The sequence below is a fragment of the Microbacterium sp. Beta genome (assembly GCF_005502545.1).
Classification (GTDB): domain Bacteria; phylum Actinomycetota; class Actinomycetes; order Actinomycetales; family Microbacteriaceae; genus Microbacterium; species Microbacterium oxydans.
This window is the reverse complement of record NZ_SCOG01000001.1, coordinates 306,183-321,797: the sequence shown is the minus strand read 5'-3', so window position 1 is coordinate 321,797 and position 15,615 is coordinate 306,183. Positions and strand designations below refer to the sequence as shown.

13 protein-coding genes and 1 tRNA gene are annotated in these 15,615 nt (G+C 69.0%); 8 read left to right on the top strand and 6 right to left on the bottom strand.

Features of this window, described 5'->3' with window-relative positions; translation table 11 throughout:
• Positions 1-51 precede the first annotated feature (51 nt).
• Positions 52-1,566, top strand: coding sequence for a DUF4041 domain-containing protein (locus FFS56_RS01580; RefSeq protein WP_127012320.1), 1,515 nt, complete (start codon positions 52-54; stop codon positions 1,564-1,566).
• Between the two features lie 81 nt (positions 1,567-1,647).
• On the opposite strand, the gene FFS56_RS01575 is transcribed toward FFS56_RS01580, so the two are convergent.
• Positions 1,648-1,720, bottom strand: a tRNA-Arg gene (locus tag FFS56_RS01575).
• 16 nt (positions 1,721-1,736) lie between these two features.
• Positions 1,737-2,552 (bottom strand): SGNH/GDSL hydrolase family protein, encoded by an 816-nt coding sequence (locus FFS56_RS01570; protein WP_127012319.1) that lies wholly within the window; start codon positions 2,550-2,552, stop codon positions 1,737-1,739.
• A gap of 92 nt (positions 2,553-2,644) precedes the next feature.
• Here FFS56_RS01570 and argS point away from each other — a divergent pair, with 92 nt between their 5' ends.
• Together argS and FFS56_RS01560 are read left to right on the top strand one after the other, a co-directional pair.
• On the top strand, positions 2,645-4,309 hold the full coding sequence (gene argS / locus FFS56_RS01565) for an arginine--tRNA ligase (protein WP_046748220.1): 1,665 nt from the start codon (positions 2,645-2,647) through the stop codon (positions 4,307-4,309).
• A gap of 40 nt (positions 4,310-4,349) precedes the next feature.
• The gene (locus FFS56_RS01560; RefSeq protein ID WP_127012318.1) at positions 4,350-5,198 is read left to right on the top strand and encodes a DUF2993 domain-containing protein; all 849 of its coding nucleotides are present in this window, start codon (positions 4,350-4,352) and stop codon (positions 5,196-5,198) included.
• Between the two features lie 17 nt (positions 5,199-5,215).
• On the opposite strand, the gene FFS56_RS01555 is transcribed toward FFS56_RS01560, so the two are convergent.
• From FFS56_RS01555 to FFS56_RS01540, 4 genes are all read right to left on the bottom strand, one after another.
• Positions 5,216-5,962 carry an alpha/beta hydrolase gene (locus FFS56_RS01555; protein ID WP_127012317.1) on the bottom strand — a complete coding sequence of 249 codons (747 nt, stop codon included), beginning with the start codon at positions 5,960-5,962 and terminating at the stop codon, positions 5,216-5,218.
• Positions 5,963-5,964: 2 nt separating this feature from the next.
• Positions 5,965-6,546: a TetR/AcrR family transcriptional regulator gene (locus FFS56_RS01550; protein WP_127012316.1), complete on the bottom strand. Its 582-nt coding sequence runs from the start codon at positions 6,544-6,546 to the stop codon at positions 5,965-5,967.
• Positions 6,524-7,426, bottom strand: coding sequence for an alpha/beta hydrolase (locus tag FFS56_RS01545; protein ID WP_046748224.1), 903 nt, complete (start codon positions 7,424-7,426; stop codon positions 6,524-6,526). Before FFS56_RS01545 ends, FFS56_RS01550 begins: the two co-directional genes overlap by 23 nt.
• Positions 7,427-7,494: 68 nt before the next feature.
• Positions 7,495-8,556, bottom strand: a complete 1,062-nt coding sequence (locus tag FFS56_RS01540; protein ID WP_127012315.1) for a YihY/virulence factor BrkB family protein — start codon at positions 8,554-8,556, stop codon at positions 7,495-7,497.
• 147 nt (positions 8,557-8,703) lie between these two features.
• On the opposite strand from FFS56_RS01540, the gene lysA reads away from it, so the two are divergent.
• From lysA to prfA, 5 genes are all read left to right on the top strand, one after another.
• Complete coding sequence (lysA, locus tag FFS56_RS01535) at positions 8,704-10,122, top strand: diaminopimelate decarboxylase (RefSeq protein ID WP_127012314.1); 1,419 nt, start codon at positions 8,704-8,706, stop codon at positions 10,120-10,122.
• Between the two features lie 21 nt (positions 10,123-10,143).
• The gene (locus FFS56_RS01530; protein ID WP_046748226.1) at positions 10,144-11,448 is read left to right on the top strand and encodes a homoserine dehydrogenase; all 1,305 of its coding nucleotides are present in this window, start codon (positions 10,144-10,146) and stop codon (positions 11,446-11,448) included.
• 2 nt (positions 11,449-11,450) lie between these two features.
• Positions 11,451-12,413, top strand: a complete 963-nt coding sequence (thrB, locus tag FFS56_RS01525) for a homoserine kinase (protein ID WP_046748227.1) — start codon at positions 11,451-11,453, stop codon at positions 12,411-12,413.
• Between the two features lie 180 nt (positions 12,414-12,593).
• Positions 12,594-14,519, top strand: a complete 1,926-nt coding sequence (gene rho / locus FFS56_RS01520) for a transcription termination factor Rho (RefSeq protein ID WP_212742657.1) — start codon at positions 12,594-12,596, stop codon at positions 14,517-14,519.
• An 11-nt stretch (positions 14,520-14,530) separates the two neighbouring features.
• Positions 14,531-15,610 carry a peptide chain release factor 1 gene (gene prfA / locus FFS56_RS01515; protein ID WP_046748229.1) on the top strand — a complete coding sequence of 360 codons (1,080 nt, stop codon included), beginning with the start codon at positions 14,531-14,533 and terminating at the stop codon, positions 15,608-15,610.
• Positions 15,611-15,615: the final 5 nt, after the last annotated feature.

Here is a 15,615-nt window from a genome sequence, read left to right as displayed (position 1 = left end):
CCCGTTGTCCAGTCTCGCCGCCTTCGGCTGGCGGTGCGCTAGCTTGATCGAGTGACTAGCGACAGCGCGCAGCCCGGTTGGCATCCAGACCCGTCCGGACAGTTCGAACAGCGGTATTGGGATGGCGCGGTGTGGACGGAGCACGTCTTCGCCGACGGCGCTCAGGCCATCGCACCGTTGGCCCGCAGTCGAGCAGAGGCCCGGGCGCTCGCGACGCGGACTGCGGTCAGCCCGCGCGCTGAGCAGAGCGCCGCGCCCGCAGCCCTTGCTGAACCGGCACCCTCGTCAGGCAGCACCCAGAACGTGTTGGTCCTCGAGAACATCCCACTGGTCGGTGCACGCAAGCACGCTGAGAAGCTGCGCTCCGAGGTCGCGCGACTTCAAGGGCTCATCGACCAGTACGGGCTCCAGGACGTGGCCGCCCTCGATGACCTGAAGCGTCACCTGAACCAGGAAGTCGATGACGCCCGGGGGCGGGTCGCCGCCGCTTCGGCGGAGCTTTCGTCCCGTCAGGCCGACATCGCGGCGACGGAGGCATCACTCCTCGACCTGCGTGGTGCCGTCGAGGTCCAGGAACTCGGCCTCTACGACTATGAGCATCCCGCCGAAGACTCTGTTGCCCTGGCCACGCAGCTCGAAGCGCTGCGTGCAGACATCAAGACAGCCGTCCGCACCGGTCGCGCGACACAGGCGACGAGCAACTTCACCTTCAACAACAGCACGGCTAAGGGCGCGAAGTTCGTTCGCGACATGTCGAAGCTCATGCTCCGCTCCTACAACGCCGAGGCCGAGAACTGCGTCAAGGCGGTCCGCGCCGGGAACTTGGCCACCGCCCAGAAGCGCCTTACGACCGCGATGGAGCAGATCGCTCGTCTCGGCACCATGATCGACCTGAGCATCACGCCGTACTTCCATCAGCTCCGACTGCGGGAGCTCGAAATCGCCAACCGGCATCTCCGCGCTGTCCAGGCGGAGATGGAAGCCGACCGTGCACACCGCGAGGAACTCCGCGAGCAGCGCAAGGCGGAGAAGGAACTCGCCGCCGAGAAGGCCCGGCTGGAGAAAGAGCGCGGTCACTACGCCAACACCATCGCCGCGCTTGAAGCCAACGGCGACCACGAAGGCGCCGAGCGCATGCGAGCGCGCCTTGCCGACGTCGAGCACGCCATCGAGAACGTCGACTACCGTGCAGCGAACATCCGAGCCGGCTACGTGTACGTCATCAGCAACGTCGGATCCTTCGGACCTGACGTGGTGAAGATCGGCCTCACCCGCCGCCTCGAACCGATGGACCGCGTCAACGAACTCGGCGACGCGTCCGTACCGTTCCGGTTCGACGTCCACGCCCTGTTCTTCGCCGACGACGCCGTCAGCATCGAAGCGATGCTCCACCAGCACTTCGCCGACCGCCGCATCAACCAGATCAACCTGCGCCGCGAGTACTTCCGCGCCACACCTACCGAAGTGCGCGAGGTTTTGAAGGCGCACTCCGTCGAGCTGCTCGACTTCAAGCTGGAGCCCGCAGCGGAGGAGTACCTGGCGACTCGGGCGCTGCAGGGCGGCTAGTAGCGTCATCGCGCCTCGGTACCCGGGAGACAGAAGAGGGACCGTCCACCTGGACGGTCCCTCTTGCTGATATGCGTTATGTGCCCCCGACAGGAGTCGAACCTGCGACCTACGGTACCGGAAACCGGCGCTCTATCCACTGAGCTACGGAGGCGTACCGATCGACAATATCACTCGTCGGGGGTGGTCTCCGACCCACCGGCCTCCGTCATGGGCGCGGCGCGCAGCTCGTCGAGGGCGGCGGCCAGCTTCTCGGCCAGGTATCGGTGTCCATCCGTGGACGGATGCTTGCGGCCGACCTCCACGTCGATCACGTCGAGATAGTTCTGCGCGGTGATCCAGGCCTGGGCGATGGGGGAGATGTACCACCAGCCGCGCGCTGCGGCGAGCTCCGCGAGGTCGGTGTCGATGCGGGCCGTGGTCGCACCGACGGGAAGCTCGTGCGGGGCCGGGCCGAGCACCACGATCGTGGCCTTCGGGTAGAGGGCGGCCATCGCGTCCCACGCGGCGTTCACTGCCTCGCGGTATCCGGCGGCACCCTGGGCACGGTCGTTGATCGAGCCCTGCATGATCACGAGGTCGGGCGACAGCGACGGGTCGAGTGCGGCGATGCGCTCTCCGAACGTCGGTCCGTCGATACCGGGCTTGAGGTATCCACTCCCGCGGACGCCGTCCACGATGGTCCGGCCGCCGAGGAGATCGGCGAGGAGATAGGCGTAGCCCTGCGTGGGGAGGGTGGCCGCCGAGCCGTACGTCCAGGAGTCGCCGAACACCAGGACAGTGGGGTTCTCCGGGAGGACGAGCGGTGCCGGCGCGATGACCGCCGATGCGTCCGATTCGCCCGCTGCGGCCGCGCTGATCGGGGCGGCGAGAGGGGCGGGAACCCACGGGCGCCAGACGCCGATAGCCACGGCTGCGACCGCCACGATCAGGCCGGCGGTGATCGCGGCGACACCCCGGTGGCGGCGGGCGGCGGCTGGCTTCATGTGATGAGAGTAGATCACGGGAGAGCGAACGCGAATTCCTCCCGGTCCGTGCCGTCGGCCGGCGTCGTCCTGCCCCGTAAACTGAGGGGGCTATGAACCCCGAAACCCTCGCCGCAGCCCTCCTCGCCGTCCTCGCACCCATCGCGGAGGAACGACGCCCCGGCGAGCCCCTGGAGCTCTCCGCATCAGACATCGTGCTCGAGCGCCCCCGCAACCGCGACCACGGCGACTGGTCGTCGAACATCGCCATGCGCCTGGCCAAGCCGCTCGGCACGAACCCGCGTGAGCTGGCTCAGCAGATCGCCGACGGTCTCGCCGGCGTCGACGGCATCGCGAGCGCCGAGGTCGCGGGCCCCGGATTCATCAACATCCGCCTCGACGCTGCAGCCGCCGGTGCGCTGGCGAAGGTCATCGTCGACGCAGGGGACGCGTATGGGTCGAACGACTCGCAGGTGGGCCAGAGCATCAACATCGAGTTCGTGAGCGCGAACCCGACCGGACCCCTCCACATCGGACACACGCGCTGGGCCGCTCTCGGCGATGCGATCGCCCGGGTGCTCGCCGCGTCGGGTGCCACCGTCGCCAGGGAGTACTACATCAACGACGCGGGTGCGCAGATGGACCGCTTCGCGAGTTCCGTCCTCGCCGCGGCGAAGGGAGAGCCGACCCCGGAGGGCGGCTACGCGGGAAGCTACATCGGTGACCTCGCGGCGCGCGTGCTCGCTGCGCGTCCCGACCTGCTCGAACTGCCGGCCGACGAACAGGTCGACGTCGCCCGCGAGCTCGCCTACGCGTACCAGCTCGAAGAGCAGAAGCAGTCGCTGTCGAAGTTCAACGTCGACTTCGACGTCTGGTTCTCCGAGCGCACCCTGCACGCCAAGAACGATCAGGGTGTGAGTCTGGTCGACCAGGCCGTCGATCGCCTGCGCGAGCAGGGGCATGTCTTCGACCAGGAGGGCGCCGTCTGGGTGCGCACCACCGACTTCGGTGACGACAAGGATCGCGTGATCCGTCGCTCGAACGGCGAGTACACCTACTTCGCCGCCGATGCGGCCTACTACCTGAACAAGGGCGACCGCGGCTTCCAGGACAAGATCTACCTGCTCGGCGCCGACCACCACGGCTACGTGCACCGCCTCAAGGCGATCGCCGGCGCGGCGGGGGAGGACCCCGAGAAGAACGTCGAGGTGCTCATCGGGCAGCTCGTCTCGATCGGCGGTGCCCGTCTCAGCAAGCGCGCGGGCAACATCATCGAGATGGACGATCTGCGCGAGTGGCTCGGCACCGACGCGCTGCGCTACTCGCTGGAGCGCTCTCCTGCGGACTCGCCGCTCGCCCTCGATCCCGAGCTTCTCCAGAAGCGCACGAACGACAACCCCGTGTTCTACGTGCAGTACGCGCATGCCCGCACGCATAACGTGGCACGCAACGCGGTCGCGTCCGGCGTCGACCGCTCCGAGTTCGCGCCCGAGACTCTCACCCACGAGACCGAGAGCGCGCTGCTCGGAGCGCTGCAGGAGTTCCCGCGCATCGTGGCATTCGCCGCCGAGGTGCGCGAGCCGCATCGGGTCGCCCGCTACCTCGAGGAACTCGCCGGTCTGTACCACCGCTGGTACGACAACTGCCGCGTCATCCCGCTGAGCGACGACCCCATCGAGAGCGTGCATCGCACCCGTCTGTGGCTCAACGACGCCACCGGTCAGGTTCTGCGCAACGGACTCGACCTGCTCGGGGTCTCGGCTCCGGAGCGCATGTAGTGCAGGCAGGCGTGCGTCGCCGTGGGGCAGGATGGCAGGCATGAGCGACGACAACCACACCCGGCCCTACCCGGACGCGGCGACGGAGCACCCGACCCTCGTGATCCCGGGTTCGGCATCCGAGGAGGGTGCAGACGCCCCGCAGCAGAAGCGGCGGCGGTGGCCGTGGGTGCTTCTCGTCGCGGTCGTCGTGCTCGCGCTCCTGGTCGTCGCGGCGGAGCTCATCGCACGCGCCGTGCTGCCTGGCGTCGTACGGTCGATCGTCGTCGAGAAGCTCGACCTCCCTGCCGACCAGCAGCTCGACGTCGAGACGCAGGGACTCCTGCTGCCCCAGCTGATCGGTGGCACCCTCGACACCCTGCATCTCTCGACCGATTCCGTGACGCTGGACGGGATCACGGGCGCCGCGGATGTCACGGCGACCGGTGTTCCGCTGCGCGGGGGCGACCTCGGCGGCGCTTCCGGTACGGTCCGCGTCGACCAGGAGCAGTTCACCACGCTCCTGGCCGGCACCGATCTGCCGGTCGACTCGGTGGAGTTCACGGCGCCGAATGCCACGGTGAGCGGTTCGATCAGCGTGCTCGGAGCCGCGGTGCCGCTCTCCCTCACTCTCACACCCGGCACCATCGACGGTGACCTCGAGCTCACGCCGGTCGGCGTCAGCATCGGCGGACTCGACGTCGACCTCGACCGGGTCGGTTCCACCCTCGGCGCCCTCGGGGAGGGACTCACGCAGCCCCAACGGGTGTGCATCGCCGATCAGCTGCCCTCAGGACTCACGCTCACAGGGATCGAGATCGTCGACGACGCGGCCGTGATCGACGTCGACGTGAACGGCGCGATCGTCACCGACAAGGCTCTTCAGAGCAAGGGCAGCTGCCCGAGCTGACGGGCAGCGGTCTCGGTTCACGGGGAGTCGCTGGCGTTGAGCATCGCTTCGATGCGGCGGGCGAGCCAGGCGGGTCGTTGCAGCGGAATGCCGTGCCCGCAGCCATCGACGGCCTCGAGGGTGCTGTGCGGCAGTGAATCGTGCAGGAGCGCTGCCGAGCGCTTCATGAGCGACTTCTCCCCGGCGCCGACCAGGATCGACGCGGCTCCGGTGTAGGTCCGCCAGCTGGCAGGAGGCGTGAAGCGGAGATTCTCCTCGACGGAGCGCAGGAGCGTCTCGCGCGAGATCGCGGCGGATGTGCGCACATAGTCGGCCAGGAGCTCGTCTGGGATGAACAGCTGCCGTGCCTGCAGCCGGGCGAACCACTCCTTCGACGCGAGACCGGCGGTCACTCCGAGAAGCGCGAGAGTGGGGCGGGTCATCCGCATCGGCATGGCCTGGGCGCTGATGACGACGACGTTCCGCACCAGTTCGGGAAAGTCTGCGGCGAGCTGCACGGTGAGCTGTGCGCCGAGGGAGAATCCGACGATGGTCGCCGGTCGGCCGACTTTCTGCAGCACGCCGGCGAGCGCGGCGACCGTGACCGCGTGGGAGTCGTAGGTCGCATCCCTGCTGTGTCCGTGGCCGGGGAGGTCCGGGACGATCGCCCGCACGCCGCTGTCGATGTGGGTGCGGACGGGCTCCCACATCCACCCTGCGACGCCACCGCCGTGCAGGAGGAGCAGCGGACGGCCGGCCGGATCGCCGAAGGTCGCGACATGCATGATCAGTTCCTCTCGAAGGACTCGGCCATGCGGCCGATCGTGTCGATGGCGCGTTCGAGCAATGTCGGTTCGAACGGGCCGAGCAACCGGGATGCGGAGAGCAGTCCGATCGATGCGCTGGAGAGTGCGAGGGCGAGGGCCTCGACATCCGCGTCGTCCACGATCTCGCCTCGGCTCTGCAGCCCCTGCAGCCATTCGTTGACGCGCCTCTGCCGGTCACGGTATCGGCCGTCTGTGATATCCGCCACGTGCGCACCGAGGACGCCCCGGTCGTCGAGGAAGGCCGCCGTCATCAGCGCGTCCTCGCTCAGAGCGCGCGCGGACGCGCGGTACGCGGAGCTGAGGCGCGGCCGGTCGCCCAGCTCACGACGCACGCGGTCGTTCATCCGGGTCGTGCCGCGCTGCAGCAGCGCATCGAGGATCTCCTTCTTGCCGGCGAACTCCAGGTAGACCGCGCCCTTGCCGATGCCGGCGCGTTCGGCGATCGAGGCGACGCTCATGGCGTCGAAACCGTTGGCGAGCACGAGCTCCTCGGCAGCATCGAGGATCCGCTCGCGGCGATCAGGGACGCGGGGCCTGGGCATCGCGGTGTCCCTCCAGATGGTCGAGCATCGCCGGGACGACGAGGTCGGGGCGGTCGCGTTGCACCCAGTGCCCTGCTCCGGCGGCGACCGTCAGGGATCCGACGGGCAACAATTCCGCGGCGGCTTCGGCATGGGGGAGCGGCACCCCGGTGTCGCGATCGCCGTGCACGAGAAGCGTGGGGGTCGTGATGGACGGGAGTCGAGGCGTGTACACGGTGCGCAGTCGATTCCAGAGCACCTGATCGCGCTGCCACTCCGCGAAGCTCGTCAGGCCCGTGCCGGTGGACGCTTCGTCGAGCACCGCTTTCACGAGATCGGGAGTGCGCGCCTGAGGATTCCGCACGAGCGTGGCCAGGCCTCGTTCCATCGCGGGCGCGTTGCGCGCGTAGGACCGGGTGGCGGCCGTCAGCAGTCCTGTGCGCAGCAGCAGGAACGTGCCGAAGTGCGTCATCCGGCCGGAGAGCCCGTCGGCCAGGCGCGGCATCAATCCGTAGCACCCCAGCAGGATGGCGGACTTCGCATGGCTCGGCCGATCGAGGAGATGGCCGAGCGTCATGCCACCGCCGAGCGACAGGCCGGCGATGGCGTAGTCGACGAGGCCGAGTTCGTCGACGAGGTCGCCCACGTATCGCACGAGGTGTTCCTGGGTGAGTGGCCAGCCGGGACGGGGACTGCGGCCGAAACCGGGATGGTCGGGGGCGATCACGCGGTGTCCGGCGCTGGCGAGCGCAGGGCCGACCTCTCCCCACGAGAGCTGCGCGTTGTCGGCGCCACCGCCATGCAGAAGCAGGACGGGAAGGCCGGCTTCGGATGAGGGGCGCCATTCCAGGACCGAGACCGTGGTGCCGGGGAGGGTGATGCTCGTGCGACGTGGCTCCATGAAGCCCCTTTCGTTGTGACCAGGTTACCCGATAGGGTCACAACGAGGGTGGGGCCAACCGACGCCGATCAGGACCCCGCGTCGGAGGCCGCAGCCTTCTGTGCCGCCCGCAGCTCGGCCGTCGCGATCTGCACTTCGGCCTCGGCTCGCAGGAGCCGCCGCTGGGGGAACGTGGTCGCGGCGAACCTCGCATGAACGCGATCGGACCTCTCCTCCTCGGCGGTCACGATGTAGGCGCAGGCGAACAGCATCACCTGGGTCGAGAAGTTCAGCCAGATCAGCAGCGCCAGGAGGGACGCGAACGAGGCGAGCAGCGGGTTGCTGGTCGCGCCGCCCACGAACAGACCGGACAGCTCCTGGAGTACCAGCAGACCGAGGGCGCCGATCAGGGCACCGGGCCACAGGGAACCGGCGGCGGGACGCACGCCCGAGAGCACGCGGAACACACCGATGATGAGCACGGCGTCGAGAGCGAACACCACGAGCAGCGAGAGCAGCCGAACGGTCCAGGCGACCGCGGCGGAGTCGGCGGGCAGGCCGAGGAGGTCGGCGATCCACTCGACTCCGAGCTGACCGACGAAGGTGAGCGCGGCGGAGGCGACGAAGGCGAGTCCGATCCCGAGCGCCAGGGCGAGGTTGCGCAGGATCACCCACACCCAGAGGATGTCGTCCTGGACGGTCCCGGCGATCACCCGCACGGCGGTGCGGAGAGAGCCGATCGCTCCCAGAGCGGCTCCGACTAGGGCGACGAGCGAGATGATGCCCGCGACGGAGAGCGATGCGGGGGCCTTCAGATCCTCGGGATTGATCGCGCCGTCTTTCCCGATCAGGCCGGGGACGGCGGACTGCACTGCCTGGATGATGGCGCGCCACGCGTCGGGGTTGCCGGCGAGCCAGAGCGCGGCGATCGAGAAGCCCAGCAGCACGCCCGCGAACACACTGAACAGGGCGCGGTACGTGACGCTGTCGGCCAGCATCGGACCCCGTCGCTCGGAGTAGAGCAGTGCGGCCCTGACCGGTCGCCGGGAGAGTGCCCACGCGATGGCCGGCGTCGTGATGCGCGCGATAAGTCCGGGTTTCGGCTTCGCGGAGGACTCCGTGTCGTGGTGTGCTGTCTCGCTGTTCGTCACGCCCCCACCTTAGGAGGCGCCTGCGGAGTGCTGCAGGGGCTTGACGCGGCGAGTCACCGTGATCAAGGCGACGGGGTGGGTGCCCTAGAATCGGGTCAACCTCGATGTGCGTGCCCTGCCCGAGATCCTTCCCACGATTGGTGATCAGTGCTTCTCCCTGCCGATTCGCTCGCCCCGGAATGGCTCGCCGTCCCCGAGGACGCGAACGATCTCGCCGACGGCGTCTGGCCGGCCTCAGCAGTACGAGACGACGACGGCGTGCTCGACATCGCCGGCGTCAGCGCCACGGACCTGGCCCGCACCTACGGCACTCCGCTCCTCGTGCTCGATGAAGACGAGGTTCGCGGGCGTGCGCGCAGATTCCGCCTGGCGTTCGACAGGGCAGCGGCCGAGAACGGCACCACGGCGCAGGTGTACTACGCGGGCAAGGCGTTCTTGTGCACGACCGTGGCGCGCTGGGTCGTCGACGAGGGACTGCGCGTCGACGTGTGCACCGGGGGAGAGCTGGCCGTGGCCCTCGCCGCGGGGGTCGCTCCCGCTTCCATCGGCTTCCACGGCAACAACAAGTCGGTCGCCGAGCTGGAACGCGCGGTCGAGGTCGGGGTCGGCACGATCATCGTGGACAGTGCCATCGAGATCGAACGCCTCGCAGCGATCACGGCGCGTACCGGCGCGACGCAGCGCGTGCTCGTGCGTGTGATCAGCGGCGTCCACGCCGAGACCCACGACTTCCTCGCCACCGCCCACGAGGACCAGAAGTTCGGGTTCCCCCTGCCGGACGCCGAGCGGGCCGTGGCGCGGATCCGGGAGATCCCCGGCCTGGTGTTCGCCGGACTGCACTGCCACATCGGCTCGCAGATCTTCGGCGTCGCCGGCTTCCGCGAATCCGCGTCGCGCGTGCTCGACCTGCATGCAGCCCTGCTCGAGGACGGCCCCGTGCCCCAGCTCAACCTCGGCGGCGGCTTCGGCATCGCGTACACGCGTGTGGACGACCCGACACCCATCGAAGACCTTGCCGGTGCCATCATCACCGCGGTCGCCGACGACTGCGCCGCCCGGGGCATCCCCATTCCCGCCCTGTCCTTCGAACCCGGCCGCGCCATCGTCGGCACGGCCGGTGTCACGATCTACGAGGTCGGCACCACCAAGGACGTGACGATCGACACCGGAGCCGTCCGCCGCTACATCAGCGTCGACGGCGGGATGAGCGACAACGCACGTCCGGCGCTGTACGGCGCCCAGTACTCGGCGCGGATCGCCTCACGTGTCGGAGCGGGCGAGCCGCGCCTCAGCCGCGTGGTCGGCAAGCACTGCGAGTCGGGCGACATCGTCGTCGATCACGAGTACCTTCCGGACGACCTCGTGCCCGGGGACCTGCTCGCCGTGCCGGCGACCGGCGCCTACTGCGTCTCGCTCGCCAGCAACTACAACCACGTCCCGCGTCCGCCGGTCGTCGCCGTACGCGATGGACGTTCCGCGGTCATCGTCCGCGGCGAGACCATCGACGACGTGCTGGCCCGCGACGCGGGCATCGACGGGGCGCACGCCCCCGAGGGAGACCAATGACCCACCTCCGAAGGAGCAACCATGACTGAATACCGACGACTTCGTGTGGCGCTGCTGGGTGCCGGAGCGGTCGGCTCTCAGGTCGCGGCCCTCCTGCTGCGCCACGGCGACGAACTCGCCGACCGCGCGGGCGCCGAACTGGAACTCGCCGGGATCGCGGTGCGCAACCTCGACGCGCCACGCGACGTCGACCTGCCCAAGGAGCTCTTCACGACCGACGCCGAGTCGCTCATCCTGGGCGCCGACATCGTGATCGAGCTCATCGGCGGCATCGAGCCGGCCCGCACGAACATCCTGCAGGCCATCGGCTCCGGGGCCGACGTGGTCACCGCGAACAAGGCTCTCCTGGCCACTCATGGGCCCGAGCTCTTCGAGGCCGCTGACCGGGTGGGCGCCTCCGTCTACTACGAGGCCGCCGCGGCGGGGGCGATCCCGATCATCCGTCCCCTGCGCGATTCGCTCGCCGGCGACCGCGTGGTGCGCATCATGGGCATCGTGAACGGCACGACGAACTACATCCTCGACCGGATGGAGACCGAGGGCGCCGACTTCGCCGACGTGCTCGCCGATGCGCAGCGACTGGGCTATGCCGAGGCCGACCCGACGGCGGACGTCGAGGGCTACGATGCGGCGCAGAAGGCGGCGATCCTCGCGAGCCTGGCTTTCCACACGGCCGTGCCGCTCGAAGCCGTCTACCGCGAGGGCATCACCTCGATCACGGCATCGATGATCGAAGAGGCCAGAGCTGCAGGCTTCGTGATCAAACTGCTGGCCGTGTGCGAGCGGATCGAGGCCAACGGTGCCGAGTCGATCTCGGTGCGCGTGTACCCGGCCCTCGTCCCGGCATCGCACCCCCTCGCCTCCGTGCACGGTGCGAACAACGCGGTCTTCGTCGAGGCGGAGGCTGCGGGCTCCCTGATGTTCTACGGTGCCGGTGCCGGTGGCGTGCAGACCGCGTCGGCCGTGCTCGGCGACGTGGTCTCCGCGGCCCGTCGTCACATCGCAGGCGGGGTCGGGGTGGGAGAGTCCACTCGCGCCAACCTGCCCGTCGTGCCGATCGGTCACGTCACCACCCGGTACCAGATCACGCTCGAGGTCGCGGACGCGCCAGGTGTGCTCGCGACGGTCGCGAGCATCCTCAGCGACGGCGATGTCTCGGTCGCCACCGTCGTGCAGACCGTGGAAGGCGAGGACGAGCCCACAGCCCGTCTGATCATCGGAACGCACCGCGCGACGGAGCAGGCCCTGAGTGCCACCGTCGACGCTCTCGCGGACAGCGAGGTCGTCGCACGCGTGGTCTCGGTGCTCCGGGTGGAAGGCGAGTGACGATGACAGCGCCCGTCGTCCCCGCGGAGGGCGGAGCCGTCGAAGGACGCACCGTCGAGGTGCGGGTGCCGGCGACGAGCGCGAACCTCGGCCCCGGCTTCGACACGCTGGGCCTCGCGCTCAGCATCTACGACACGCTTCTGGTCACGGCGCTGCCGGCCGGCGAGCTCGAGATCGAGGTCTCCGGTTCCGGAGCGGCCGAGATCCCTCGTGATGAGTCGAACCTGATCGTCCGCACCATCGCCTATGTGTTCGCCGACGCGGGACGCCCTGTTCCCGGTCTGCGGATCATCGCGGAGAACGCCGTGCCGCACGGCAGGGGCCTCGGCTCATCCGGTGCCGCCGTGGCTGCGGGCGTGCTCGCCGCGAAGGGATTGCTCGAGGGTGATGTGGAGATCGATGATACGGATCTCCTCCGGCTGGCGACCGAGCTCGAAGGCCACCCGGACAACGTGGCGCCGGCGCTCTTCGGCGGCCTGACGATCGCATGGATGTCGGAGCGGGGACCGCAGCACAAGAAGCTCCTCGTGCACAGGGGAGTCTCGCCTCTGGTGCTGGTCCCCACGTACACGATGTCGACCTCGCAGGCGCGGTCGCTCCAGCCGCCGCAGGTCTCCACTGCCGACGCCGTGTTCAACGTCTCCCGCTCCGCGCTGCTGATCGCCGCGTTGATGCAGAGCCCGGAGCTGCTCCTGGATGCGACTGCCGACCGCCTCCACCAGGACTACCGTGCCGGAGCGATGCCGGAGACGCAGCGTCTGGTGCAGGCGCTGCGCGCTGCCGGTTTCGCCGCGGTGGTCTCCGGCGCAGGCCCCAGTGTGCTGGTCCTCGCGGACGGCCCCGGAAGTCGTCAGGACGCGGTCGAGCTCGCCGAACGCGTCACCGACACCCCGTGGGAGGCTCTCCTGCTCGCAGTCGACGTGCGTGGTGGTACAGTGGGGTCTCGAGCGGAGGGCTCCACGTAACTGCGTGAATCTGGCCCCATTGCAACTCTTGCAAGACCCGCACGCAAACCCCTGTGGCAGAGTTCATTCCTGAGCCGCCTGCCGAGGCTGGCTGGCGCCGAGCGTCAGCCCGTGCGATCGCGCGCAGCACCCGTTGTGCGCGTTCAACGCTCATTCCCCATGACATATAAGGGAGTACTCGTGGAGAACCTCTCCGAGACCCAGAACGAACAGTCTGCGCCCGCTTCGGAAGCACCGGCGACATCCGCGGAGCCGACGGGCGAAGCAGCACCGGCGCGCAAGCGTGCGCCTCGCCGTGCCAGCACCGCGACCGCGGCTGCGAAGGCCGAGAAGGCGGAGAAGGCCGATGCCGCGAAGGCGGAGAAGGCCGCGAAGTCGGACGCCGCTCCGGAAGCGTCCGTGCCCGCGGAAGCGTCCGCCACCGCAGCAGCGTCCGCCACTGCAGAGACCACCGAGGCTGCACCGAAGGCGAAGCGTCCGAGTCGCAGCCGTGCGAAGAAGGCCGATGCCGAGGCTCCTTCCGCGGAGACGGCGCCCGCCGAGGCCTCCGACTCCGCTGGCGCCGAGGCTCCCGCCGAGGCCGCGCCCAAGAGCATGGGACGCGGACGCCGCGGTGCGCAGAAGCCCGCAGCCGACGCCGAGGCGCCCGCTGCGGAGCCGGCAGCGGAGTCCGCTGCCGAATCGGCACCCGCTGAGGCTCCGCAGAACGCCGACTCCGACTCCGGGGACAGCGGCGAGGAGCAGGGCGGTCGCGGACGCAACCGCAGCCGCAGCCGCAACCGCGGACGCGGTCAGAACGGCGCGGCCCAGGAGCAGCAGCAGACGCAGCCCGCCGCCGACGACGAGCAGTCCGGTGGCAACAACCGCAACCGTCAGCGCAACAAGCGCCGCAACGGTGCACCGGCCGACGAGTTCGAGACCGAGATCACCGAGGACGACGTCCTGATCCCGATCGCCGGCATCCTCGACGTGCTCGACAACTACGCTTTCGTGCGCACCACCGGCTACCTCGCCGGTCCCAGCGACGTCTACGTCTCGCTCGGCCAGGTGAAGAAGTACAACCTCCGCAAGGGCGACGCGGTCGTCGGCTCCATCAAGCAGCCGCGCGAGGGCGAGCAGCAGGGGCGCCAGAAGTACAACGCCCTGGTCAAGGTCGATTCGATCAACGGCCTGTCGGTCGACGACGCGGCCACCCGCGTGGAGTTCGGCAAGCTCACCCCGCTCTACCCGCAGGAGCGTCTGCGTCTGGAGACGGCCCCGGAGAAGCTGACGCAGCGCATCATCGACCTCGTGGCGCCGATCGGAAAGGGCCAGCGCGGACTGATCGTCGCGCCGCCGAAGGCCGGCAAGACGATCGTCCTCCAGCAGATCGCCAACGCGATCGCGCAGAACAATCCCGAGGTCCACCTCATGGTCGTGCTCGTCGACGAGCGCCCCGAAGAGGTCACCGACATGGAGCGCACCGTGAAGGGCGAGGTCATCGCCTCGACCTTCGACCGCCCCGCCGAAGACCACACCACCGTCGCCGAGCTCGCGATCGAGCGGGCCAAGCGTCTCGTCGAGCTGGGCCGCGATGTGGTCGTGCTCCTCGACTCGATCACCCGCCTCGGACGCGCGTACAACCTGGCCGCCCCGGCGTCCGGCCGCGTCCTCACCGGCGGCGTCGACGCGTCCGCGCTCTACCCGCCGAAGCGCTTCTTCGGTGCAGCCCGCAACATCGAGAACGGCGGATCCCTGACGATCCTCGCCACCGCGCTCGTCGAGACCGGCTCCAAGATGGACGAGGTCATCTTCGAGGAGTTCAAGGGCACCGGCAACAGCGAACTGCGTCTGTCGCGTCAGCTCGCCGACAAGCGGATCTTCCCGGCCGTGGACGTGAACGCGTCCAGCACCCGCCGCGAGGAGATGCTGCTCTCGGCCGACGAGGTCAAGATCACGTGGAAGCTCCGTCGCGCCCTCGCCGGACTCGACCCGCAGCAGGCGCTCGAGGTCGTGCTCGGCAAGCTCAAGGAGACCAACTCGAACGTCGAGTTCCTCGTGCAGATGCAGAAGTCGATCCCGACGCTGCCCTCGGGCGCTCACGGACACGACAACAACATCCGCTGAGCGGCCGACCCGTGTTCGAGTCCGTCCAGACTCTGATCGACGAGCATCGCCGGGTGCAGGAGGAGCTCTCCGACCCGGCGGTGCACGCCGACGCGGCACGCGCGAAGCGCGTCAACCGTCGATACGCGGAACTCTCGCGCATCGTCTCCGCCTACGAGGCCTGGGTCGCGGCGACCGACGACTTGGCGACGGCGCGGGAGTTCGCCAGGGAGGACGAGTCCATCGCGGCGGAGATCCCTGCGATGGAAGAAGAGCTGCAGGGTGCTCAGGAGCGTCTGCGGCGTCTGCTGATCCCGCGTGACCCCGACGATGCCCGCGACGTGATCATGGAGATCAAGGCAGGGGAGGGCGGCGCGGAGTCCGCGCTGTTCGCCGCCGACCTCCTGCGCATGTACATCCAGTACGCCGCATCCAAGGGCTGGAAGACCGAGCTGCTCGAGCGCAACGAGTCAGACCTCGGTGGGTACAAGGACGTGCAGGTCGCGATCAAGGGTTCCTCCTCCGATCCGGCGCAGGGCGTCTGGGCGCACCTGAAGTACGAGGGAGGGGTGCACCGTGTGCAGCGGGTGCCGGCGACGGAGTCGCAGGGCCGCATCCACACCTCGACGACCGGTGTGCTGGTCTTCCCCGAGGTCGATGAGCCGGAGGAGATCCACATCGACCAGAACGACCTCAAGATCGATGTGTTCCGCTCCTCGGGGCCCGGCGGTCAGTCCGTGAACACCACGGACTCCGCGGTGCGGATCACGCACGTGCCCACCGGCATCGTCGTGTCGATGCAGAACGAGAAGTCGCAGCTGCAGAACCGCGAGGCCGCGATGCGCGTGCTGCGCGCCCGAATGCTGGCCAAGCAGCAGGAGGAGCTCGACGCAGCCGCCTCCGACGCGCGCAAGTCGCAGATCCGGGGCATGGACCGTTCGGAGCGCATCCGCACCTACAACTTCCCGGAGAACCGGATCGCGGATCACCGGACCGGATTCAAGGCGTACAACCTCGATCAGGTCATGGACGGCGCGCTCGACCCGATCATCGAGAGCGCGATCGCCGCCGACGAGGAAGCACGCCTCGCAGCCGTCGGCTCCGATTCCTGAGCCGT

Excerpts from the sequence above, each read along its gene's own strand:
- FFS56_RS01570 (WP_127012319.1), bottom strand. The coding sequence starts at position 2,552 with ATGAAGCCAGCCGCCGCCCGCCGCCACCGGGGTGTCGCCGCGATCACC.
- argS (WP_046748220.1), top strand. The coding sequence starts at position 2,645 with ATGAACCCCGAAACCCTCGCCGCAGCCCTCCTCGCCGTCCTCGCACCC.
- FFS56_RS01560 (WP_127012318.1), top strand. The coding sequence starts at position 4,350 with ATGAGCGACGACAACCACACCCGGCCCTACCCGGACGCGGCGACGGAG.
- FFS56_RS01555 (WP_127012317.1), bottom strand. The coding sequence starts at position 5,962 with ATGCATGTCGCGACCTTCGGCGATCCGGCCGGCCGTCCGCTGCTCCTC.
- FFS56_RS01550 (WP_127012316.1), bottom strand. The coding sequence starts at position 6,546 with ATGCCCAGGCCCCGCGTCCCTGATCGCCGCGAGCGGATCCTCGATGCT.
- FFS56_RS01545 (WP_046748224.1), bottom strand. The coding sequence starts at position 7,426 with ATGGAGCCACGTCGCACGAGCATCACCCTCCCCGGCACCACGGTCTCG.
- FFS56_RS01530 (WP_046748226.1), top strand. The coding sequence starts at position 10,144 with ATGACTGAATACCGACGACTTCGTGTGGCGCTGCTGGGTGCCGGAGCG.
- thrB (WP_046748227.1), top strand. The coding sequence starts at position 11,451 with ATGACAGCGCCCGTCGTCCCCGCGGAGGGCGGAGCCGTCGAAGGACGC.